This is a genomic window from Rhizobacter sp. P5_A1 (assembly GCF_056400745.1).
In genome coordinates this window covers 280,601-301,562 of record NZ_JBFUKR010000003.1, presented here as the reverse complement: position 1 = coordinate 301,562, position 20,962 = coordinate 280,601, and the positions used below count along the sequence as shown (strand labels likewise).

The window sequence follows — 20,962 nt, the reverse complement described above, 5'->3', positions numbered from 1 at the left end:
TTCAGATCGATTGAGTTGGAATGCGGATCAATCTCCCGCGTTCATCGGCGGGCTTGCCCTACATTCACGGCATGACGAGCAACGTGTCCACCCGCCAACTCGAGGCTTTCGTCAACGTGGCCGAGCAGCGCAGCTTCACGCGGGCCGCGCGCCTGAGCCACCTTTCGCAGCCGGCCTTCTCGGCGCTGATCCGCAGCCTCGAGAGCGCGGTCGGGGCGCGCCTGTTCGACCGCACGACACGCAGCGTGGAGCTCACGGCCGAGGGCCGCGTGTTCATCGATTCCGCGCGCCGGCTGCTGATCGACGCCGAACGCGCGCTGAAGGACATGCACGACCATGCCGCGCGGCGCCGCGGCCGCGCCTCGGTGGCGGTGCTGCCTTCATTGGCGGCGGGGTGGTTGCCGGCGGTGCTGGCACGCTTCCACGCCAGATACCCCGGCATCGAACTCGACGTCGCCGACGTACTTTCCGATGCCTGCATCCAGCGCGTGCGGGCTGGCAGCGCGGACTTCGCGTTGGCTTCGACGCGTGCCGACTCCGCGGAACTGAAGGCCGAACCGTTCTGCACCGACGACTTCCATGTCGTCTGCCGGCACGATCATCCGCTCGCCACCAAGCGTCGCCTGAAGCTGCCCGACCTGGCGCCCTACCCGATCGTGCAACTGGCGCGCTCGAGCAGCGTGCGGCAGTACCTCGAAGCGGCGATCTATCCGACCCGGCTGCGAACCGTGATGGAGCTCGACCAGCTCAGCACGGTCGCCGGCATGGTGAAGGCCGGGCTCGGCCTGAGCGTCGTGCCGACGCTGACCTTGTTCCACTTCGATGCGCCCGAGCTCGCGACCAAGACGCTGGATGCGCCTGGGCTCCAGCGCCAGATCTTCATCGTGCAGCGCCGCGACCGCCCGCTGTCGACCGCCGCGCGGGCGCTTTACGAAGAGGTCGTCGCGTCTCCGCCGGCGCCCCGGGCGAAGCGCAGGGCCATCCGCTCGGGTTGAAAGACGCTGACCGAGCATCGGTCGAAAGGCCGCGACGCCGCTCACGCGACCATGTGCGGTGCCGCCAGGTACTGGTGGATCTGCGCCACCGCCGCAGCGCCTTCGCCGATCGCACCGCCGACGCGCTTGACCGACGCCGAACGCACATCGCCGACCGCGAACACGCCCGGGATGCTGGACTCCAGCGCCGCCGGCACGTAACCATCGCGCGGCGCGCCCAGCGCGGTCCCGGTGCGCACGAAGCCGTGCGCATCGACCTGCACCGTGCAGCCCGTCAGCCAGCGCGTTTCGGGATCGGCGCCGACGAACAGGAAGACGTTGCGCAGCGGCCTTTCGTCATCGATGCCGGCGCGATGGTCGCGCCAGGTCACCGCCGTCAGCCCGCCTGCCGCAAGGTCGCCATGCAAGCGGGTGATCTCGGTCTGCGGCCTCAGCTCGATGTTCGACGTGGCCTCGATGCGGTCGATCAGGTAGCGCGACATGCTCGCCGCGAGGCTCGGCCCGCGCACCAGCATGTGGACCTTCGACGCGTGCTGCGACAGGAACACCGCCGCCTGCCCGGCAGAGTTGCCGCCGCCGACCAGCACCACCTCGGTCCGCGCGCACATCGTCGCCTCGAGCGCCGAGGCCCAGTACCAGATGCCGCGCCCTTCGAACTCGCTCAGCCGCGGCACGTCGGGGCGGCGATAGCGTGCACCGCTGGCAATCACGACGGTGCGAGCGCGCAGGCGCCGGCCATCGGTGAGGCGAACGATCAGTTCGCGGTCGGGTCCGGTGCGCGCGCAGTCCAGTGATTGCGCCTCGGCCGGGATCAGCAGCTCGGCGCCGAACTTCTGCGCCTGCACATAGGCGCGGCCCGCGAGCGCACCGCCGGAGATGCCGGTCGGAAAGCCGAGGTAATTCTCGATGCGCGCACTCGCGCCCGCCTGGCCGCCGTACGCGCGGCAATCGAGCACGACGACGCGCAGCCCTTCCGAGGCCGCATAGACGGCCGTCGACAGCCCCGCGGGGCCGGCCCCGACCACGGCGACGTCGAACAGCTCGTCGTGATCCACCGTGTCGACCATGCCGATGCAGCGCGCCAGCACGTTGTCGGCCGGGTTCAGCAGAACCTCGCCGTCGGGGCACACGACCAGCGGTTCGCCGGCGGCCGCGCCGTATTGCTCCATCAGCGCCGCGGCGCAGGTGTCCTGACCCGCATCGATGACGTGGTACGGCTCGCCGTTGCGGCGCAGGAAGTTCTGCAGCCGCAGCACGTCGGCGGAGCCGGGCTGGCCGATCAGCACCGGCCCGCTGGCGCCGGACTCGATCAGCGCGACGCGCCGCAGGATCAGCGCGCGAACCAGGCGCTCGCCGAGATCGGCCTCGGCGATGATCAGCGCGCGCAGTTCGCCGGGGCGAAGCAGCAGCACCTCGACGTCGTCGACCGCGATGCCGTCGACCAGCGCCGGCCGGCCCGACAACGAGCCGACCTCGCCCATGAAATGGCCTCGACGGTGCTGCACGATCGGCGTGACATGGCCCATGCCGTCGCGCTGCGTCACGGCCACAATGCCGTCGAGCACCACGAACATGCCCGGGCCGGGCTCGCCGGCGGTCACCAGGCGCGTGCCGCCCGGGTGCTTCTGCGCTGTGCCGAAGCGCTGCATCCGCGCCATCTCGGCCTCGGTCAGCACGGGGAACATCTGGTGGCGGCGAGACAGGAGCTCGCTCGGTGCATCGTCGGCCATCGAAAACTCCGATCTGGGCGTTGGCGGATTAGACGCCAGACGAGCGCGTCCTGCATCGGCGCGGCATCATGCGTGACCGAACCACGCGCTTTTCGACGAGCACCGACCCCGATGTCAGACGCCGCTGCAGAAATCAAGCTTCACTACCTGAACCATCCCGATGTGCAGGCGCTCGCGATGACCGACGCCGAGATCATCGCGGCCGTCGAGCAGGGTCTGCTGGCGCAGGGACGCGGGCAAACGACGATCGAGCCGCGCATGCACCTGGTGCCCGAGAAGGACTATCCGGGCCACTTCAACGTGCTGCGCGGCTACATCCGCTCGATGGGCGGGCCGGCCGGCGTGGCGGGCGTCAAGGTCGTCGGTGACTTCTACCGCAACTACGAGATCGGCCTGCCGTCGGAACTCGCGATCCTGAACCTGTTCGATCCGAAGACCGGCGTGCCGGTCGCGATCATCGACGCCTCCGACATCACCGACATGCGCACCGGCGCGATCACCGCGATCGGCGCCAAGCACCTGGCGCGCAGGGACTCGAAGATCCTCGCCCACATCGGTGCGCGCGGCACCGCCTACTGGAACGTGCGGCTGCTGCACTCGATCTTCCGCTTCGACGAGATCCGCGTGCATTCGCGGCGCAAGGAAAGCCGCGATGCGTTCGCCGCGAAGCTCGAACACGATCTGGGCCTCGCGATCACCGTGACCGACGACTGGGAATCGTGCGTGCGCGGCGCCGACATCGTGGTCGAGGCCTCGCGCCTGGAGAAGCCCGAGCCGATGCTGAAGACCGCGTGGATCAAGAAGGGCGCCTGCGTCATCCCCTACGGCACGATGAGCGCGGTCGAGCTCTCGCTCACCGACATCATGGACAAGATGGTGATGGACGACTGGGGCCAGGCGAAGGCCGGCCCGTTCGGCGCGCTGCGCGCGCATGTCGACAGCGGCCGGCTGTCGGAAAAGACGCTGCACGCGGAGCTCGGGCAGATCGTCGCGGGGCTGAAGCCGGGCCGCGAGAGCGACGACGAGACCAACCTGTTCTGGCACCGCGGGCTGTCGCTGTCCGACATCGCGCTCGGCTGCGCGATGCTCGACAAGGCACAGGCGCTGGGCCTCGGCCAGACGCTGCGCTTCCGCTAGGGCGCGTCGAACGCGCCGCGAACCCGCACGAGGATCGAGATGCCCACGCCCGTCGCCAACGCGCGCATGTACTCCGCCACGCCTTCCGTGCGGCAGGACTGGCGCGCGCTGCTGCAGTGGGCACTCGCCCGCGCCGGCCTCGACTGGCCGGTGATCGACCACGACCCGCCCGCGCCGCTCGCCGCGCTGTGGGCGCGCGACGACCTCGGTCTCGCGATGATGTGCGGCCTGCCGTTCAGCCAGCGCGGCGTGCGGCCGACGCTCGTCGCGGCGGCGATCCCGTCACCGGCGCGCTACGGCCATCGGCCGGTCTACTTCACCGACATCGTCGTGGCCGCCGAGTCACGGCATCAGCGGCTCGAAGACACCTTCGGTGGAACGGTCGGCTACACGCTGGCCGATTCGATGTCGGGCGGCGTCGCGTTCCGCGATCATCTCGCGCCGCATCGCGAGCGACGCGGCACGCGGCTCTATGCGCGCGCGGTCGGCAACCTGATCAACGCGCGCGGCGTGATCGACGCGCTGGCCGCCGGCACGATCGACGTCGGCCCGCTCGACAGCTACTACCACGACCTGCTGCGCGCGCACGAGCCGGCGCTGGCCGCGAAGGTCCGCGTCGTCGCCAGCACCGGCGCGATGCCGATCCCGCCGCTGGTCGCGACTGCGCGGCTTTCCGCGGCCCAGCTGCAGGCCTTGCGCGATGCGCTGCGGCAGGCCGGCGCTGCCGACGAACTCGCCGCGCTGCGGGCACGCTTGCTGCTCTGCGGCTTCGCGGTGCCGGATGCTTCCGACTACGACATGCTGGATGCGATCGCGCGCCGCCCGATTCCTTCCTTCGAGGATCTCTGATGAAGCGTTTGACTGCTGCGGCGAAGGCCGCGCTCCTCGTGGCCGCCGCGGTGTTCGCGTCGCTGCCGTCGATCGGCACCGCCCAGACCTATCCCGACAAGGCCGTCCACGTGGTCGCGCCGTTCCCGCCCGGTGGACCGGTCGATGTGCTGGGACGCCTGATCGGCCAGGACTTCGGCGAAGTGTGGAACCAGCCGTTCGTGATCGACAACCGCGTCGGCGCGGCCGGCAACATCGGCATCAGCTACCTCGCCAAGGCCGCGCCGGACGGCTACACGATCGGCATCGTGCCGGCCGGCAACATCGCGGTGAACCCGTCGCTGTTCGCGAGCCTGCCGTACAAGGCCTCGGAGCTGCAGCCGGTCGCGATGCTCGCGACGGTCGAGAACGTGCTGGTCGTCAATGCAGCGTCGCCGATCAAGACGCTGAAGGAACTGCTCGCGCTGGCCGCCGACAAGCCCGGGACGCTCAGCTTCGCATCGCCCGGCGCGGGCAGTCAGGCCCATCTGGCCGGCGAACTGCTGGCGCTGAACGGCAACGTGCAGTTCATCCACGTGCCGTACAAGGGCACCGGGCCGGCGCTCAACGACGTGATCGGCGGGCAGGTCACGATGATGTTCGGCCAGATGTCGTCGGTGCTGCCGCTCGTGAAGGCGGGCAAGCTGCGCGCGATCGGCGTCGCGAGCCTGAAGCGCTCGGCCGTGTTGCCCGAGGTGCCGACGATCGCCGAGCAAGGCATGCCGCAGTTCGAGGCGGTGTCCTGGTACGCGCTGATGGTGCCCGCGGCGACACCGAAGGCGATCGTCGACAAGCTCAATGCGCAGACCCTGCGCATGCTCGCCAGGCCCGACGTCAAGGAGAAGTTCACCGGCCTCGGCCTCGAGCCGGCCGGCGGAACGCCACAGGCCGCCGCGGCGACGATTCGGGACGAAACGGTGCGCTGGGCCGATGTGATCCGCAAGAGAAAGATCAGCGCGGATTGAGCCGCGCGCTGCCCTGCGGGCGGCGGGCCTACAGCCGATCGTCGTGCAGCCGGTGGTCGAGCGCATCGATCCAGATCACCGCGCACTCATAGCCGTGGTCGAAGGCCTCCGTCGCACTGGCGAGCCGCCGCTTCGGCACATCGACCTTCACTTCCTCCTCGCTCTCCGAGCCGCGCACGTAGACGTTCACCGGCCAGGTGTCGAGATCCCTGGGCGACAGGTCCGCCAGCGTCGACATCCTGATCCGGTACCCGCTGTGCGCGCCGAAGGCCTCCAGTCGATGCCCGCACGCGATGGTTTCGTACTTCATCGTGGCCCCCCTGTTCGCGGTCTGATCGCCGTACACGGGGTTGGTTCGCGGGCAGCGCGGCGCGCTACAGGTCCAGGTCGCTCAGGCCCGGGTGATCGTCCGGCCGGCGGCCCAGGGGCCAGCGGAAGACGCGCGCCGCCTCGTCGATCGGCAGGTCGTTGATGCTCGCGAAGCGGCGGCGCATCAGGCCGTGCTCGGTGAACTCCCAGTTCTCGTTGCCGTAGCTGCGGAACCACTGGCCCGAGTCGTCGTGCCACTCATACGCGAAGCGCACCGCGATGCGGTTGCCCTCGCTGGCCCACAGTTCCTTGATGAGCCGGTAGTCCAGTTCCCTGGCCCACTTGCGCTGCAGGAAGGCGCGCACCTGCTCGCGGCCGAACAGGAACTCGCTGCGGTTGCGCCAGCGCGTGTCCTCGGTGTAGACGAGGGCCACGCGGTCCGGGTCGCGCGAGTTCCACGCGTCTTCGGCCATGCGCACCTTCTGGCGCGCGCTCTCGGGCGTGAACGGCGGCAACGGCGGTTTGCTTCCCATAGGCAGGTCCAATCAGGCAGATCTCAGTATGTCTTGTACGGCAGGAACTTGCCGCTCATCGTGATCGAGACGCGGTCGCCTTTCAGATCGGGCTCGCGCTGCAGATCCATCTTGAAATCGATCGCCGACATGATCCCGTCGCCGAACTCTTCGTGGATCAACTCCTTGAAGGTCGTGCCGTACACGCTGACGAGTTCGTGGAAGCGGTAGATCAGCGGGTCGGTCGGCACGCTGGTGGGCAGCGAGCCCTTGTACGGCACGACCATCAGCCACTGCTTCTCTTCCGGCGTGAGGCCGAAGATCTCGCCGACGATGCCGGCCTGTTCGGCGCTGAGCGTCATCTGCCCGAGGCAGGCCGCGGTGACCCACTCCTTGCTGAGGCCGACCTTCGCGGCCACATCCGACCACTTCAGGCCCTGGGCCACCTTCGTGGCAACGATCTTCTCGGTCACTTCGAGTCGGTTCATGCGATTCTCCTTGGGGTGAGGGTTGCGGGCGCGAGCCGAACCGCCTGCAAGCGGCATGCCTTGCGGGTATGGTGAGGGCTTGTCTTCCCGAACTTGCGCGATTGCCGCATGAGCGGCGCCATCGCGATTCCGCCCCACCCCAACCCTCAAGGAGAGCAGACCATGAGCACCATCGCGACCCAGGACGGCACGCAGATCTTCTACAAGGACTGGGGCAAGGGCCAGCCCATCGTGTTCTCGCACGGCTGGCCGCTGACCGCCGACGACTGGGACGGCCAGATGCTGTACTTCCTGCAACAGGGCTACCGCGTCATCGCGCACGACCGCCGCGGCCACGGCCGCTCGAGCCAGACCTGGACCGGCAACGAGATGGACACCTACGCCGACGACCTCGCGGCGCTCACCGAGGCGCTCGATCTGCGCGCTGCGATCCACGTCGGCCATTCGACCGGCGGCGGCGAAGTGGCGCGCTACCTCGGAAGGCACGGCTCGAAGCGCGTCGCCGCCGCGGTGCTGATCGGCGCGGTGCCGCCGATCATGCTGAAGACGGCGGCCAACCCGGGCGGCCTGCCGATCGACGTGTTCGACGGCATCCGCGCCGGCGTCGCGAACAACCGCGCGGAGTTCTATCGCGACATCACGCTGCCGTTCTATGGCTACAACCGGCCGGGTGCGAAGATCTCCGAGGGCATCCGCCAGCACTGGTGGCTGCAGGGCATGACGGGTGGCATCAAGGCGCACTACGACTGCATCAAGGCCTTCTCGGAGACCGACTTCACCGAAGACCTGAAGAAGATCGACGTCCCGACCCTGGTCATGCACGGCGACGACGACCAGATCGTGCCGATCGGCGCTTCCGGCCTGCTCTCGGCGAAGCTGCTGAAGAAGGCCACGCTGAAGGTCTATCCGGGGCTGCCGCACGGCATGTGCGCGACGCACCCGGAGGTGATCAACCCCGACCTGCTGGCGTTCATCAAGTCGCAGGGCTGAGGCCGCCCGCGCCGCATCAATCGAGCAGCACGAGGCTGCCGCTTTCCTCGGCGGCCTCGAGGGCCTGCAGCGGGATCATCGTCGAGCGTTCGCCGCTCGGGCCCCAGACGATGTCGACGACCTCGCCATCGAGCTCTTCGACCAGGCAAGGCCCGAGCGGGATGGTGGCCCGCTTGCCGCCCGTCGAGAGGTAGGCGACGGGCCCGGTGATCCGGGCGGAGTGGGTGGTGTGAACCATGGCGGCCTCGCTTTCCACGACAAACTTGCATTCACATCGGCGAGCCCAAAGCCTAGGGTTTCGCTGGCAGGCGATCGATGGGACGGTGCCCGATATCCGCGTCGGACATCGCCGACGCCACGCCGGGGGAACAAGCAGGCCGCCGCAGGCTCGAACGCGGGTCGGCGCTGGATGCCGACAGGAGGTAACCATCGTGAAGCAACTGAAACACTGGCAAGACCCGATCAACGCGTTGGTGGGCGTGGCGCTGGTTCTGTCGCCCTGGGCGCTCAGCTTCTCGCAGAATCCGACGCCGACCTCGAACGCGGTGATCGGCGGCCTCGTGCTGATCGCCGTCGCACTCGGCGCGATGATCGTGCCGCGCGCCTGGGAGGAATGGGCCGAGGCCGTGGTCGGCCTGTGGCTGATCGCCGCGCCGTGGGCGCTGAAATTCAGTGCCGACATGCAGGCGATGCGGGTCAGCGTGCTGGCCGGCGTGGTCGTCACGGTGCTGGCCTTGTGGGTGCTCGCCACCGACAAGGATTACAGCAGCCGCTGGACGAGCGATCGCGCGGCGCATTGAGCGACCGCGCTGAGCCCGCGCGGCGGCCGTCAGCGCGAGCGCGTTGACGCCGTCTTCGCGCGCGGCTTGGCCGCTGCGGCGGCCGGTCCGGGTGCGGCCGCATATTTCGTCGACAGCTCGCGCACCGTCGCCGCTTCGGTCTGCATCATCGTGCCGCCGAGCCAGACGCCGGTGACCGCGCCGGCCGCATCGCGCAGCAGCCGCGCCGGCTCGCCCTGCCGATCGAAGGCGCCGGCCAGCGCGATGTGACCTTGCCCCGGGCCGTCGACGACGATCTCGGCCGCGTTCAGCACCGGATTCGGCAGCGCCGGGTTGGCGATCAGCACCTTGGCCTCGAACGGCAGCAGGTCGACCGGCCCCCACAGGCTCCACCAGCGGCCCGACCACGGCCGGGTGCGGCGCGACGGCGCCCCCCCGGCCGCATACGCACGCAGGATCTGCAGCGCCGCGTCGACCCAGACGTGCGCCGGACCGTCGGCCGCGTTCGTCAACACCGACACCGTGAGGCCGGTCGCCGGCACACAGACCGTGCGCGTGATCGTGCCCTGGAACCCGCCGGTGTGGCCGCACCAGGCCCAGTCGTCGAGCGTGCCGCAGATCGTGCCGAGGCCGTACCAGCGCTCCTGCGCGCCATACGCATCGCGCCACTGGCGGCGCCACATCTCGCGCCGGCTGTCGACCGACAACACGCTCTTCCTCGCGTCGGGCGCGAGGCTCGCGAAGAAGCGCGCGAGGTCGGCGGCCGTGCTGACGAAACCGGTCGCCGCGGCGAGCACGTGGGTCGCGTTGTCGCCCGGGATCACGACGCGCCGGCCGAGCGGCAGCTTCGGACTGTGGCCGCGCGCGAACGGCGCCGTCGGCGCGAGCGGCGCGTCCGGCAGCGTCTCGGTCAGCCCCGACGCGGCGACGATCTCGCGCGCGATCCAGTCGGCGTAGCGCTCGCCGGTGATCGCCTCGATCGCGAGCCCGACCAGGCCGTAACCGTGATTCGAATACTTCAGCCGCGTGTTCGGCTCGATCACCGGGCCGGCGGCCAGATCGGCGCGCAGCGCGGCCTCGTCGAGGAAGGGCCGGCGGTCGCTCCACTGACCGCCATCGGAGCCGTCGCGCACGACGCCGGAGGTGTGCGAGAGCAGCTGACCGAGGGTCGCGACGGCGACCTTCGGGTGCAGCCCGGGCAGGTACTGGCCGATCCGGTCGTCGAGCTTGCACAGTCGCTGCTCGCGCAGCTTCAGGACGCCGGCCGCGGTGAAGCTCTTCGAGTGCGACGCGACCCGGAAGCGATGCCGCGGCGTCAACGCGGCACCGTTGCCGAGATCGGCCGCGCCGAACGCCTGTTCGAGCACCAGCTTCCCCCAGTGCGCGATCGCGATCGCGCAGCCGGGTTGCTCGGTCAGGCGCATCTGGTGCTCGATGAAGCGCGGGATGTAGTCGAGCGCCGGGGCGAGCCACTTGTTGTCGTTGGGCATGTTCATCAGTCCACGCGTCTGAAGTCGATGAATCCGCGCGCCGCGTCGACGCCGACGAGCTCGACGCGCGGCTGGTCGCCGACGTCCAGCCCCTCGAAGCCCTGCACGACGCGCCCTTCGGCGACCGGGTTCGAAATCCGCACCCAGGTGCCCTTGGCCGACGCGCCGGTGACGATGGCCGCGAAGCGCTGCCCGATGCGTGGCGCGAGCAGCAGCGCCGCGGCCGACTTGCGCACCTGGCGCTCGACCTTGTTCGCGTTGTCCTCCTGCAGCGTGCAGTGCTGCGCCAGCTGCGTCAGCTCGGCGTCGCCGAGCGGCGGCGCTGCGCCGGCCAGCGCGGCCTTCAGCAGGCGCTGCGTGACCAGGTCGGGGTAGCGGCGGTTCGGCGCGGTCGAGTGCGTGTAGTCGTTGACCGCGAGGCCGAAATGGCCCGGCGCGCGCTGGCCGGGGCGCGACAGCATGTACTCGCCGGAGCCGAGCAGCTTGACGATCGTCAGCGAGAGCTCGGCGAATTTCTCGGGCGCGGCGAGGCGGCGTCGCGTCAGGAAGGCGTCGAGCGCGATCGGGTCCGGCGCGGCCGGCAGCGCCTCGCCGAAGCCCGCGGCGATCTCGGCGATGCGCTGCCAGCGTTCCGGCTCGCGCAGGAAGCGGCGCAGCGAAGGAAAGTTGCGACTGTCGAGAAAGCGCGCGGTGACGCCGTTCGCCGCGATCATGAAGCCGGCGATCAGCTCCTTCGCGCGGTTGCCGTCTTCGGTGCGCAGGTCGGTCAGCACGCCGTCGCTGCCGAACACCGGCCGCGCCTCGGGCGTCGACAGGCTCAGCGCGCCGTGCTGGCGGCGCAGTTCCTTCAGCGCGCGGCCGGCGCGGTCCTGCGTGCGCAGCTGCTGCTCGAGGCCGGGCCGGGCCGCGACCTTCGCCGGGATCGGCGCCTTGCCGTCGAGCCAGTCGGCGACGGCGTTGTACGCGAGCTTCGCGTGGTTGCGCACCAGCGCGCGGCAGACCGGCGCCGCGTTCGCTCCCGGACTCAGGGCCGGGCCCGCGCCGATCGCGATCTCGATCACCAGCGCAGCGCGATCCTCGCCTTCGTTCAGCGAACTCAGGTCGGTCGAGAGCCGCAGCGGCAGCATCGGGAACACGCCGGCCGCCGTGTAGACCGAGGTCGTGTTGGCGCGCGCGTGCGCGTCGATCGGGCCACCGGCGCGCACCAGCACGTCGACATCGGCGATCGCGATCAGGATGCGCTGGACACCGTCGGCCTCGGGCAGCGCGACGGTCAACTGGTCGAGGTCGCGCGAATCGTCGTTGTCGATCGAGCACCAGAGCAGCTCGCGCAGATCGCGCAGTTCCGCGGGCGCGGCGAGCGGCTCGACCAGCGCGGCCGCCTCGCTTTGCGCCGCGGCCGAGAACTCGGGTTCGAGGCCGCGCTGGCGCATCGCGTCGCGGGCAAGGTTCAGCAGCTCGTGAGGGTCCATCGGCAATGCGGCGCGGGGCGAGGGTGCGGAGCGCTGATTGTGTGACAGCCGCGCCGCGGCCCGCAGCCCGGCCATGTCTCGATTCGCACATCTCGATTCGAATCGATAGTTGTTTTGTACAACTTAAGGAACTAGAGTCGATACGACGCGTCACGGAGATGGCATGAAGCCAGCGACCCACCTGCTGATCATCGACCCGCAGAACGACTTCTGCGACCTGCCCGAGGCGCGCCGCCCGGCCGGCGTCGCGCCGGCGCTGCCGGTCCCCGGCGCCGATGCCGACCTGCGGCGCCTCGCGGCGCTGATCCGCGCCACCGGCGACCACCTCGACGAGATCACCGTGACGCTCGATTCGCACCAGCGCCTCGACATCGCGCACCGACCTTCTGGCAGCGCGCCGACGGCGCGCCGGTCGCGCCGTTCACCGAGATCACCGCGCTGCAGCTGCGCCGTGGCGAGTTCGCACCGCGCGACCCGGCGGCGCTGCCGCGCGCCCTCGCCTACCTCGACGCACTCGAGGCCGGCGGCCGCTACACGCTGATGGTCTGGCCGGTGCACTGCGAGGTCGGCCGCTGGGGCCACGAGGTGCATGCCGACGTGGCTGCCGCGTGCCGCGCGTGGGAGCAGCGCCGCGGCCGCAGCCTGCAGCGGGTGCGCAAGGGCGAGAACCCCTGGACCGAGCACTACAGCGCGCTGCTCGCCGAGGTGCCCGATCCCGACGACCCGCACACGCAGCTGAACCGCGCGCTGCTCGATCGGCTCGACCGCGCCGGGCGCATCCTGATCGCCGGCGAGGCCAGCAGCCACTGCGTGCGTGCGACGACCGAGCACATCGTCGCGAACCTGCCCGGTGGCCGGCCGCAGCGCCTCGCCCTGGTGACCGACTGCATGAGCCCGGTCGGCGGCTTCACGGCGCAGCACGACGCCTTCTTCGCCGAGATGCGCGGCCACGGCGTCGCGCTCGTCACGTCCGACGAACTGCACGCGCAGCTCGCCTGAGCATCGAGAAACCATCGATGTTGACGCTCACGATCGCGCAGCTGAACTACACCGTCGGCGACATCGAGGGCAACACGCGCCAGATGATCGCCGCTGCGCAGCAGGCGGCGCGCGACGGCAGCGAGCTGGTCGTGTTCTCCGAACTCTCGCTGACCGGCTACTACCCCGGCGATCTGCTCGACGAGCCGCTGTTCCTCGCGCGCGTCGCCGAGGGCCTGGCGAGCCTGCAGCAGGCCTCGCGCCGATGGCCCGGACTGCACTGGGTCGTCGGCGCGCCGATGCCGCACGACGGCCCCGGCAAGCGGCTGCAGAACGCGCTCGTCGTGCTGCGCGACGGCGCGATCGTGCTGCGCTATGCGAAGCAGCTGCTGCCGAACTACAACGTGTTCGACGAGCACCGCCATTTCGAGCCCGGCCCGGATGTCGCGCGCGTGCTGCGCATCGGCGCGACGCAGGTCGGCCTGATGATCTGCGAGGACGGCTGGAACGACGAGGGCCTCGACTACGCCGTGAACCCGTTCATGCGCCTGGCCGATGCGGCGCCGGACCTGGTCGTGTCGATCAACGCGAGCCCGTCGGAGCTCGGCAAGCGCGAGCGGCGCCACCAGGTCTTCGGCGACGCGTGCCGGCGCCACGGTTTTCCGCTGCTGTTCGTGAACCAGATCGGCGGACAGGACCAGATCGTGTTCGACGGCGCATCGTTCGCGCTCGAACCGGAACGCGGCGTCGCGTTCGAGGCGAAGCGCTTCGTCGAGGACGTGACGACGCTGCGCTTCGACAACGGCCGCTTCACGGGGCGCGACGGCGCGGCGCTGCCGCCGGTCGCGGCGCAGGGCCTGCCGACGATGGCGTTCTACCGGGCCCAGATCATCCTCGGCCTGCGCGACTACGCGCGCCGCTGCGGCTTCTCGCAGGCGGTCGTCGGCGCGTCGGGCGGCATCGACAGCGCGCTGACGCTGGCGCTCGCGGTCGAGGCACTCGGCGCCGCGAACGTCGTCGCCGTCACGATGCCGTCGGACTTTTCGTCGGCCGGCTCGGTCGACGATTCGGTGGCGTTGTGCCGCGCGTTCGGCGTGCCGCTCGCGACGCATCCGATCAAGGCCATGGTCGCGAGCTACACGGCGCAGTTCGAGACCAGCTTCGGCACCGCGCTGCGCGGCCTGCCGCTCGAGAACCTGCAGGCGCGCATCCGCGGCACCGTGCTGATGGCGCACTCGAACACCTTCGGCCACCTGCTGCTGACGACCGGCAACAAGTCGGAGATCTCGGTCGGCTACTGCACGCTGTACGGCGACACCAACGGCGGCCTCGGACCGATCGGCGACCTGTACAAGACCGAGGTCTTCGCACTCGCGCAGCACGTCAACGCGAGCGCGGGCCGCGCGCTGATCCCGCAGGCCATCCTCGACAAGGCGCCTTCCGCCGAGCTCGCGCCGGGCCAGCGCGACACCGACAGCCTGCCGCCCTACCCGGTGCTCGACGAGATCCTGAAGCTGCTGATCGAAGGCCGGCGGCTCGGGCGCGCCGAGTACGACGCGGCCAGCGCATTCGTCGCGCGGCTGCGTGCGCAGCCCGACGGCGAAGCGCTGGTGCAACGCGTGCGCGGCATGATCGCGCGCAACGAGTACAAGCGCCGCCAGGCGCCGCCGATCATCCGCGTGCGCCCGCGCGCCTTCGGCATCGGGCGCCGCATGCCGATCGCGGCGAAATTCGTCTGAAGAGGCCGCGACGATGCCGCAGACCCGCCCCGATGTCGCCGTTCTCGTCGGCCGCTTCCAGCCCTTCCACAACGCGCACCTCGCGCTGCTGCGGCGCGCGCTCGAGATCGCGCCGAAGTGCGTCGTCGTGATCGGCTCGGCGCACCAGGCGCGCACGCCGAAGAACCCGTTCAGCTGGACCGAACGCGCCGAGATGATCCGTCTCGCGCTGCCCGAGGCCGACCGCGCGCGCGTGCGCTGCCTGCCGGTGCGCGACTACTACGACCCGGAACGCTGGGTGCGCGTCGTCAGTGCGGCGATCGCCGAGCCGGCGCCGGTCGGCAGCCTGCAGGTCGCGCTCGTCGGCCACTTCAAGGACGCGACCACCGAGTACCTGCGCGGCTTTCCCGGCTGGGCGCTGGTCTCGGTCGATCGCCTGCCCGGCGCCGGCGGCACGCAGCTGCGCGACGCGCTGTTCGCCGGCGAACCGGCGCTGCTCGAGGCGACGCTCGCCGCGCTCGTCGACCAGGCGCCGCCGACGACGATCGGGTTCCTGCGCGCGTGGGCCGAGCTGCCGTTCGTCGCCGCGCTCGCGGCCGAGTGGCGGCTGCTGCGCGAGTACCGCGCGGCCTGGCGCGACGCGCCGTACCCGCCGGTGTTCGTGACCGTCGATGCGGTCGTGCGCTGCGCCGACCGCGTGCTGCTGATCCGCCGCGGCCAGCCGCCCGGCGCCGGCCTGTACGCGGCGCCGGGCGGCTTCATCGAGCGGCGCGAGACCGCGTACCAGTCGGCGCTGCGCGAGCTCGCCGAAGAAACGCACCTCGAGCTGCTCGCCGAGACGATGCGACGCAGCCTGCGCGCGACCGCGGTCTTCGATCACCCCGACCGCAGCCTGCGCGGTCGCACGATCACGCACGCGCACTACTTCGATCTCGGCGAGCGCGAGCTGCCCGAGCTGCGCGCCGGCGACGACGCGCAGGCCGCCGCGTGGGTGCCGATCGACGCCATCCCGGCGTTGGAAGACCGCTTCTACGACGACCACTTCCACATGCTCGATCACTTCCTCGTGCTGACGCACGAGGGGCTGGCGACCTGAGGGCATGACGGCATGAAGGATTTCGCGCGCCCGTTCACGACCGTCGATGTCGTGATCTTCGCGGTGCACGACGAGGCGCTCGACGTGCTGCTCGTGCAGCGACCCGCCGGCACGGCCGAACCGTTTCCGGGACGCTGGGCGCTGCCCGGCGGCTTCGTCGACACCGCGCTCGACGCCGACCTGCTCGGCTGCGCGCGGCGCAAGCTGTTCGAGAAGACCGGTGTCGCGAGCCCGTACCTCGAACAGCTCGGCAGCTGGGGCAGCGCGACGCGCGACCCGCGCGGCTGGTCGGCCACGCACGCGTACTTCGCGCTGGTGCCGGCGCACGATGGCGCGCCGCTCGCGAAGGGCGCGAACGCCGCCGACATCGGCTGGTTCGCGGTCGACACGCTGCTGCCGCGCGCGCAGCTCGCGTTCGACCATGCGCAGATCCTGCAGACCGCGGTCGAGCGGCTGCGCAGCAAGGTCGAGTACACCTCGCTGCCGGCCTTCCTGCTGAGCGAGCCCTTCACGCTGCCGCAGCTGCAGCGCACCTACGAGGCGGTACTCGGCCGGGCAGTCGACAAGAGCGGCTTTCGCACGCGCATGCTCGCGGCCGGATTTCTCGACGAGGCCGGCGTCGTTGATAGCGGCTCGAACCGACCGCCGATGGGCTACCGGCTGCGCGACCGGCAGCGCGCGGTCGTGTTCCCGAGAACCTTCCGCCCGCGCGCGTGAGGCGGACGCAAGGCGTTGCCGCCAGGTCGGCGGCGCGATGCTGCCGATGCGTTCACCAACTTTCGAGCGCCTGGATCAGTACCGTCTTGATGTCGGCATTTGCAAAGCTCGCATCGATCGAATTGCGCGCCACGGCCCGGAGGTCGTCTTCGGACCAGGCGAACGAATCGCTGCACAACGCGTATTCGCCGACCAGCGTGGCTCCGAGCAGAACGGGGTCATCGGTGTTGACCGAAACACGGACGCCCGCACGGCGTAGGCGATCGATCGGATGCTCCTGCATCGATCGGTAGACGCCCAGGGTGAGATTGGAAGTCGGACAGATGCCCAGGGGAATCTGCCGATCGACCAGCAGTCCGACCAGTTCCGGGTCTTCGATCGCTCGCACGCCGTGATCGATGCGATCGGCGCCCAGCAGTTCGATGGCATCGCGGACACCCTCGGGGCCGCTGGACTCCCCGGCATGAACGGTACGGCGCAGTCCCGCCTGGGCTGCACGCCGGAACGCCTGCGCGAAGCGCGGCCCGGTGCGACCGGCCGCCGCTTCATTGCCATCGATCGACAGTGCCACCACGCGCGGATGGCGCAAGGCCACCAGCATCTCGACCAGCTCGATCGCGGCGTCGGACGACTGGGTGCGCAGCAGGCTCACGCACAGCCCTACCGACGGAAGCCCATCCTGCTCCGCGGCACGGAAGCCGGCGTCGATCGCATCGATCATCTCGGGCAGACGGCCGTGCCAGGACGGCCAGTGCGTCGGGTTGAAGATCACGTCTGCGTAGCCTGCGCCGCCATCCGCCAGGCGCTTGCTGTAGCTGTAACTCAGGTCGGCCAGCCGTTCGCGGGTCGACGCAAGACCGCATGCCCAATCGAGGAAGTGAAGGAAGTCCGCGAGGCCCTCGAACTCGAACAGGCGTTCCCGAGGTCGGGGCATCGGTACGTTCGCCTGCGAGGCCCACTGCGCCAGAACGGTCGGCTCGAAGCAGCCCTCGAGATGCGCGTGAACCTCGGCCTTCGGCAAGGCGCGAAGCCGGTCGAGACGAGAGAGGCAAGTGTCGGGCATGGAGGACTCGGTTGTGCCAGCGGTGCGGGCAAGCGGTGCGGGCAAGCGGCCGCCAGTCTGGCGCATCGGCAGCCGCAACGTCATACGGCAAAGCCCATATCCGGTATGTCGGCATCGATCAAAGGTGAGAACGGCGCTGCGGGTAATCCCTTGGCCTTGAAACTTGCAAGGGCTCGCTCGCCGTCGTACTATTTACCGACCGGACGGTCGAATATGTTTTCGCCAGACTTCGCGATGCACCTTTCGGCGCCGCGCCTTTGATCGCCGCGTGCCGGCGCCGCAGACTCACCGCTTCTCTGACTTGCCAAAGGGCTTCATGGGTTACTCGCTGAATTCGCGAACGATCGTCGCCGTGGTCGGCGCCGGCAGCATGGGTGCGGGCATCGCGCAGCTCGCCGCGCAATCGGGCCACGCGGTGCGCCTGCACGATGCGCAAGCCGGCGCCGCCGCCGCGGCGCTGACGCGCATCGGCGCCGACCTCGACGGCGCGGTCCAGCGCGGCAAGCTGGGGGCCGACGAGCGCGCCGCGGTGCTCGCGCGCATCAGCGTCGCCGACGACATCGCCGCGCTCGTGGGCTGCGGCCTGGTCGTCGAGGCCATCGTCGAGCGGCTCGACGTGAAGCAGAGCGTGTTCCGCGCGCTCGAGGCGGCGCTCGGGCCCGACGCGGTGCTGGCGACGAACACGTCGTCGATCTCGATCACCGCGGTCGCGCAGGGACTGCAGCAGCCGCAGCGGCTGATCGGCTGGCACTTCTTCAACCCGGCGACGCGGATGAAGCTGGTCGAGGTGATCGCCGGCGTCGAGACCGATCCGGCGCTGCCGCCGGCGCTGCACGCGCTCGGCAAGGCCTGGGGCAAGACCTCGGTCGATGCGCCGAACGCGCCGGGATTCATCGTCAACCGCGTCGCGCGGCCGTACTACGCCGAAGGGCTGCGGCTGCTCGCAGAAGGCCTGGCCAGCGCGCCGGCGATCGACCGCCTGATGCGCGAGGCCGGCGGCTTCGCGATGGGGCCGTTCGAGCTGATGGACCTGATCGGGCACGACGTGAACCTGTCGGTCACCGAATCGGTGTTCCAGGCGACCTCGTACGACGCCCGCTACGCGCCGCACCTGATCCAGCAGGAACTGGTGCGCAGCGGCCGCTTCGGGCGCAAGAGCGGGCGTGGCTTCTACGACCATCGACCGGGCGCGGCGGCGCCGGTCGTCGTGCCCGTCGAGGCGACGCGCGCGCCGACGAAGCTGAACCACGCGACGCAACCCGGCCTGCTCGCGCCGCTGCTCGAACGCCTGCGGGCCGCGGGGGTCGCGCTCGCGCCGCTCGAGGGCCTGCCCGACGAGACGCTCGCCTTCGGCCATGTGCACGTCGGCCTGACCGACGGCCGCAGCGCGGCCGAGCGCGGTGCCGCGCTCGATGGCGACCCCTTGCTGCTGCTCGACCTCGCGCGCGATTTCTCGACCACGCCGACGCTCGGCGCGAGCGCCAACGCGAAGGGCGCCGAGCACCTCGGCGAACTCGCCGCGCTGCTGCAGGCGGCGAGCATCGCGCTGATCGGGCTGCGCGATGTCGCCGGCCTCGCGCTGATGCGCACCGTGTGCTGCCTCGCGAACGAAGCGGCCGACGTGCTGACCTGGACCGGCACGAAGGCCGCCGACATCGACACCGCGATGCGGCTGGGCACCGCGTACCCGGTCGGCCCGCTCGCGTGGGCCGATGCGCTCGGGCCGTCGCGCGTCGCGCGCGTGCTCGCGAACCTGCAGGCGCACTACGGCGAGCCACGCTACCGGCGCGCGCCGGCGCTGTCGCATCTGCGCTTCGGCGGAGGCAAGTTTCATGGCCGATGACCTGGCCCCGGCGCAGCCCTCGACCGCGCAGCAGATCGCCGAGCGCGTGCGCGACGGCATGTTCGCGAACGACCGCGCGTCGAAGCTGCTCGGCATGCGCATCGTCGAGGTCGGCCCCGGCCGCGCGACGCTGTCGATGGCGGTGCGCGACGACATGCTGAACGGCCACGACATCTGCCACGGCGGCCTGATCGCGACCTTGGCCGACTCGACCTTCGCGTTCGCCTGCAACTCGTACGACGAGCTGACGGTCGCCTCCGGCTTCGGCATCGACCTGATCGCGCCCGGCCGTCTCGGCGACGTGCTGACCGCGCGCTGCAGCGAGGTCGCGAAGGCCGGCCGCACCGGCGTCTACGACTGCGAGGTGACGAACCAGCGCCTCGAGCGCGTCGCGGTGTTCCGCGGACGCTCGTACACGATCAAGGGCAAGCCGGCCGTTGCCCCACAGAGCGGCCGCTGAGCCGACCCAGGAGACGAACGATGCCCGTCAAGCAACCCGCGCCCGGCGAACTCGAGCCGATCGAAACCGCGAGCCGCGACGAGATCGGCGCGCTGCAGCTGCAGCGGCTTCAACGCACACTGCGGCGCGCCTACGAGAACGTGCCGCACTACCGCCAGGCCTTCGACGCGAAGGGCGTGCACCCGGACGACCTGAAGTCGCTCGCCGATCTCGCGAAGTTCCCGTTCACCGTCAAGAAAGACCTGCGCGACAACTACCCGTTCGGGATGTTCGCGGTGCCGCGCGAGCAGGTCGTGCGGCTGCATGCGTCGTCGGGCACGACCGGCAAGCCGACGGTGGTCGGCTACACCGCGAACGACATCTCGACCTGGGCCGACCTGGTCGCGCGCTCGATCCGCGCGGCCGGCGGGCGTGCCGGCGACATCGTGCAGATCGCCTACGGCTACGGCCTGTTCACCGGCGGCCTCGGCGCGCACTACGGCGCCGAGCGCCTGGGCTGCACGGTGATCCCGATGTCGGGCGGGCAGACCGAGAAACAGGTGCAGCTGATCACCGACTTCAAGCCCGACATCATCATGGTCACGCCGAGCTACATGCAGGTGATCATCGAGCAGTTCACGCGCATGGGGATGGATGCGCGCGCGAGCTCGCTGAAGGTCGGCATCTTCGGCGCCGAGCCCTGGACCGAAGCGATGCGCCACGAGATCGAGACCCACGCCGGCCTCGACGCGGTCGACATCTACGGCCTGTCGGAAGTGATGGGCCCGGGCGTGGCCAGCGAGTGCATCGAGAGCAAGGACGGCCCGGTGATCTGGGAAGACCACTTCTATCCGGAGATCGTCGACCCGGACACCGGCGAGCTCTTGCCCGATGGCGCCGAGGGCGAACTCGTGTTCACCTCGCTGACGAAGGAGGCGCTGCCGATCATCCGCTACCGCACGCGCGACCTGACGCGGCTGCTGCCGCCCACGTCGCGCGCGTTCCGCCGCATGGGCAAGATCGTCGGCCGCAGCGACGACATGCTGATCATCCGCGGCGTCAACGTCTTCCCGACGCAGATCGAGGAGATCGTGCTCGCGCACGGCAAGCTCTCGGGCCAGTACCAGCTGCTCGTGAGCCGCGACGGCGTGCTCGACCAGGTCGAGGTGCACTGCGAGGTGCAGGCCGGCGGCGAGCACACGAACCTGCACGAGCGGCAGCAGATCGCCGAGTGGGTCAGGCAGCGCGTCAAGACGCTGGTGGGCATCACGACCAGCGTCAGCGTGCTGCTGCCCGATTCGATCGAGCGCACGCTCACGGGCAAGGCGCGCCGCGTCGTCGACAAGCGGCAGAAGGCCAAGTAGAGGAACACGA

General features: G+C 70.3%; 20 protein-coding genes and 1 pseudogene. 13 read left to right on the top strand and 8 right to left on the bottom strand.

The genetic code is table 11. The features are described from left to right. Nucleotides 1-71: 71 nt before the first annotated feature. Nucleotides 72-995, top strand: a complete 924-nt coding sequence (locus tag AC1DTW_RS04950; protein WP_477979705.1) for a LysR family transcriptional regulator — start codon at nt 72-74, stop codon at nt 993-995. A gap of 41 nt (nt 996-1,036) precedes the next feature. On the opposite strand, the gene AC1DTW_RS04945 is transcribed toward AC1DTW_RS04950, so the two are convergent. Beyond that, entirely contained in the window at nt 1,037-2,725 is a 1,689-nt protein-coding gene (locus AC1DTW_RS04945; RefSeq protein WP_477979703.1) for an FAD-dependent oxidoreductase, read from the bottom strand. 111 nt (nt 2,726-2,836) lie between these two features. On the opposite strand from AC1DTW_RS04945, the gene AC1DTW_RS04940 reads away from it, so the two are divergent. The 3 genes from AC1DTW_RS04940 to AC1DTW_RS04930 are packed head-to-tail and all read left to right on the top strand — an operon-like array spanning nt 2,837 to nt 5,694. After that, entirely contained in the window at nt 2,837-3,862 is a 1,026-nt protein-coding gene (locus tag AC1DTW_RS04940; protein ID WP_477979701.1) for an ornithine cyclodeaminase family protein, read from the top strand. Between the two features lie 39 nt (nt 3,863-3,901). After that, on the top strand, nt 3,902-4,711 hold the full coding sequence (locus tag AC1DTW_RS04935) for a phosphate/phosphite/phosphonate ABC transporter substrate-binding protein (protein WP_477979699.1): 810 nt from the start codon (nt 3,902-3,904) through the stop codon (nt 4,709-4,711). Further along, nucleotides 4,711-5,694: a Bug family tripartite tricarboxylate transporter substrate binding protein gene (locus tag AC1DTW_RS04930; protein WP_477979697.1), complete on the top strand. Its 984-nt coding sequence runs from the start codon at nt 4,711-4,713 to the stop codon at nt 5,692-5,694. The genes AC1DTW_RS04935 and AC1DTW_RS04930 overlap by 1 nt, the downstream gene beginning before the upstream one ends. 28 nt (nt 5,695-5,722) lie before the next feature. Here AC1DTW_RS04930 and AC1DTW_RS04925 read toward each other — a convergent pair whose 3' ends face one another. From AC1DTW_RS04925 to cynS, 3 genes are all read right to left on the bottom strand, one after another. Further along, nucleotides 5,723-6,004, bottom strand: a complete 282-nt coding sequence (locus tag AC1DTW_RS04925) for a hypothetical protein (RefSeq protein ID WP_477979695.1) — start codon at nt 6,002-6,004, stop codon at nt 5,723-5,725. Nucleotides 6,005-6,068: 64 nt separating this feature from the next. Further along, nucleotides 6,069-6,536: a nuclear transport factor 2 family protein gene (locus tag AC1DTW_RS04920; protein WP_477979693.1), complete on the bottom strand. Its 468-nt coding sequence runs from the start codon at nt 6,534-6,536 to the stop codon at nt 6,069-6,071. A 23-nt stretch (nt 6,537-6,559) separates the two neighbouring features. After that, the gene (gene cynS / locus AC1DTW_RS04915; RefSeq protein WP_477979691.1) at nt 6,560-7,003 is read right to left on the bottom strand and encodes a cyanase; all 444 of its coding nucleotides are present in this window, start codon (nt 7,001-7,003) and stop codon (nt 6,560-6,562) included. A gap of 162 nt (nt 7,004-7,165) precedes the next feature. Between cynS and AC1DTW_RS04910 the strand changes: the two genes are divergently transcribed. After that, entirely contained in the window at nt 7,166-7,993 is an 828-nt protein-coding gene (locus AC1DTW_RS04910; protein WP_477979689.1) for an alpha/beta fold hydrolase, read from the top strand. 16 nt (nt 7,994-8,009) lie between these two features. Here AC1DTW_RS04910 and AC1DTW_RS04905 read toward each other — a convergent pair whose 3' ends face one another. Continuing rightward, entirely contained in the window at nt 8,010-8,231 is a 222-nt protein-coding gene (locus AC1DTW_RS04905; RefSeq protein ID WP_477979687.1) for a hypothetical protein, read from the bottom strand. Nucleotides 8,232-8,424: 193 nt separating this feature from the next. Here AC1DTW_RS04905 and AC1DTW_RS04900 point away from each other — a divergent pair, with 193 nt between their 5' ends. Then, nucleotides 8,425-8,793, top strand: coding sequence for an SPW repeat protein (locus tag AC1DTW_RS04900; RefSeq protein WP_477979685.1), 369 nt, complete (start codon nt 8,425-8,427; stop codon nt 8,791-8,793). A gap of 29 nt (nt 8,794-8,822) precedes the next feature. On the opposite strand, the gene AC1DTW_RS04895 is transcribed toward AC1DTW_RS04900, so the two are convergent. Together AC1DTW_RS04895 and AC1DTW_RS04890 are read right to left on the bottom strand one after the other, a co-directional pair. Continuing rightward, nucleotides 8,823-10,262 (bottom strand): serine hydrolase domain-containing protein, encoded by a 1,440-nt coding sequence (locus AC1DTW_RS04895; RefSeq protein ID WP_477979683.1) that lies wholly within the window; start codon nt 10,260-10,262, stop codon nt 8,823-8,825. A gap of 5 nt (nt 10,263-10,267) precedes the next feature. Then, entirely contained in the window at nt 10,268-11,734 is a 1,467-nt protein-coding gene (locus AC1DTW_RS04890; RefSeq protein ID WP_477979681.1) for an RNB domain-containing ribonuclease, read from the bottom strand. A gap of 163 nt (nt 11,735-11,897) precedes the next feature. On the opposite strand from AC1DTW_RS04890, the pseudogene AC1DTW_RS04885 reads away from it, so the two are divergent. The 4 genes and pseudogenes from AC1DTW_RS04885 to AC1DTW_RS04870 all read left to right on the top strand — a co-directional run bounded on the left by AC1DTW_RS04885 (nt 11,898) and on the right by AC1DTW_RS04870 (nt 16,243). Then, nucleotides 11,898-12,733, top strand: a pseudogene (locus AC1DTW_RS04885) (cysteine hydrolase family protein). A gap of 17 nt (nt 12,734-12,750) precedes the next feature. Then, on the top strand, nt 12,751-14,451 hold the full coding sequence (locus AC1DTW_RS04880; protein WP_477979679.1) for an NAD+ synthase: 1,701 nt from the start codon (nt 12,751-12,753) through the stop codon (nt 14,449-14,451). 13 nt (nt 14,452-14,464) lie between these two features. Beyond that, the gene (locus AC1DTW_RS04875) at nt 14,465-15,526 is read left to right on the top strand and encodes a bifunctional nicotinamide-nucleotide adenylyltransferase/Nudix hydroxylase (protein ID WP_477979677.1); all 1,062 of its coding nucleotides are present in this window, start codon (nt 14,465-14,467) and stop codon (nt 15,524-15,526) included. 12 nt (nt 15,527-15,538) lie between these two features. Continuing rightward, complete coding sequence (locus AC1DTW_RS04870; RefSeq protein WP_477979675.1) at nt 15,539-16,243, top strand: NUDIX hydrolase; 705 nt, start codon at nt 15,539-15,541, stop codon at nt 16,241-16,243. Between the two features lie 52 nt (nt 16,244-16,295). Here the strand turns inward: AC1DTW_RS04870 and add are convergent, their stop codons facing one another. Then, nucleotides 16,296-17,306: an adenosine deaminase gene (gene add / locus AC1DTW_RS04865; RefSeq protein WP_477979673.1), complete on the bottom strand. Its 1,011-nt coding sequence runs from the start codon at nt 17,304-17,306 to the stop codon at nt 16,296-16,298. 316 nt (nt 17,307-17,622) lie between these two features. Between add and AC1DTW_RS04860 the strand changes: the two genes are divergently transcribed. The 3 genes from AC1DTW_RS04860 to paaK are packed head-to-tail and all read left to right on the top strand — an operon-like array spanning nt 17,623 to nt 20,952. Then, nucleotides 17,623-19,149, top strand: a complete 1,527-nt coding sequence (locus tag AC1DTW_RS04860) for a 3-hydroxyacyl-CoA dehydrogenase (protein ID WP_477979671.1) — start codon at nt 17,623-17,625, stop codon at nt 19,147-19,149. Next, nucleotides 19,139-19,609, top strand: coding sequence for a hydroxyphenylacetyl-CoA thioesterase PaaI (gene paaI / locus AC1DTW_RS04855; protein WP_477979669.1), 471 nt, complete (start codon nt 19,139-19,141; stop codon nt 19,607-19,609). Before AC1DTW_RS04860 ends, paaI begins: the two co-directional genes overlap by 11 nt. Before the next feature lie 20 nt (nt 19,610-19,629). Beyond that, nucleotides 19,630-20,952: a phenylacetate--CoA ligase PaaK gene (gene paaK / locus AC1DTW_RS04850; RefSeq protein ID WP_477979667.1), complete on the top strand. Its 1,323-nt coding sequence runs from the start codon at nt 19,630-19,632 to the stop codon at nt 20,950-20,952. The last annotated feature ends 10 nt before the right edge of the window (nt 20,953-20,962 follow it).

Excerpts from the sequence above, each read along its gene's own strand:
- AC1DTW_RS04950 (WP_477979705.1), top strand. The coding sequence starts at position 72 with ATGACGAGCAACGTGTCCACCCGCCAACTCGAGGCTTTCGTCAACGTG.
- AC1DTW_RS04945 (WP_477979703.1), bottom strand. The coding sequence starts at position 2,725 with ATGGCCGACGATGCACCGAGCGAGCTCCTGTCTCGCCGCCACCAGATG.
- AC1DTW_RS04940 (WP_477979701.1), top strand. The coding sequence starts at position 2,837 with ATGTCAGACGCCGCTGCAGAAATCAAGCTTCACTACCTGAACCATCCC.
- AC1DTW_RS04935 (WP_477979699.1), top strand. The coding sequence starts at position 3,902 with ATGCCCACGCCCGTCGCCAACGCGCGCATGTACTCCGCCACGCCTTCC.
- AC1DTW_RS04930 (WP_477979697.1), top strand. The coding sequence starts at position 4,711 with ATGAAGCGTTTGACTGCTGCGGCGAAGGCCGCGCTCCTCGTGGCCGCC.
- AC1DTW_RS04925 (WP_477979695.1), bottom strand. The coding sequence starts at position 6,004 with ATGAAGTACGAAACCATCGCGTGCGGGCATCGACTGGAGGCCTTCGGC.
- AC1DTW_RS04920 (WP_477979693.1), bottom strand. The coding sequence starts at position 6,536 with ATGGGAAGCAAACCGCCGTTGCCGCCGTTCACGCCCGAGAGCGCGCGC.
- cynS (WP_477979691.1), bottom strand. The coding sequence starts at position 7,003 with ATGAACCGACTCGAAGTGACCGAGAAGATCGTTGCCACGAAGGTGGCC.
- AC1DTW_RS04910 (WP_477979689.1), top strand. The coding sequence starts at position 7,166 with ATGAGCACCATCGCGACCCAGGACGGCACGCAGATCTTCTACAAGGAC.
- AC1DTW_RS04905 (WP_477979687.1), bottom strand. The coding sequence starts at position 8,231 with ATGGTTCACACCACCCACTCCGCCCGGATCACCGGGCCCGTCGCCTAC.
- AC1DTW_RS04895 (WP_477979683.1), bottom strand. The coding sequence starts at position 10,262 with ATGCCCAACGACAACAAGTGGCTCGCCCCGGCGCTCGACTACATCCCG.
- AC1DTW_RS04890 (WP_477979681.1), bottom strand. The coding sequence starts at position 11,734 with ATGGACCCTCACGAGCTGCTGAACCTTGCCCGCGACGCGATGCGCCAG.
- AC1DTW_RS04880 (WP_477979679.1), top strand. The coding sequence starts at position 12,751 with ATGTTGACGCTCACGATCGCGCAGCTGAACTACACCGTCGGCGACATC.
- AC1DTW_RS04875 (WP_477979677.1), top strand. The coding sequence starts at position 14,465 with ATGCCGCAGACCCGCCCCGATGTCGCCGTTCTCGTCGGCCGCTTCCAG.
- AC1DTW_RS04870 (WP_477979675.1), top strand. The coding sequence starts at position 15,539 with ATGAAGGATTTCGCGCGCCCGTTCACGACCGTCGATGTCGTGATCTTC.
- add (WP_477979673.1), bottom strand. The coding sequence starts at position 17,306 with ATGCCCGACACTTGCCTCTCTCGTCTCGACCGGCTTCGCGCCTTGCCG.
- AC1DTW_RS04860 (WP_477979671.1), top strand. The coding sequence starts at position 17,623 with ATGGGTTACTCGCTGAATTCGCGAACGATCGTCGCCGTGGTCGGCGCC.
- paaI (WP_477979669.1), top strand. The coding sequence starts at position 19,139 with ATGGCCGATGACCTGGCCCCGGCGCAGCCCTCGACCGCGCAGCAGATC.
- paaK (WP_477979667.1), top strand. The coding sequence starts at position 19,630 with ATGCCCGTCAAGCAACCCGCGCCCGGCGAACTCGAGCCGATCGAAACC.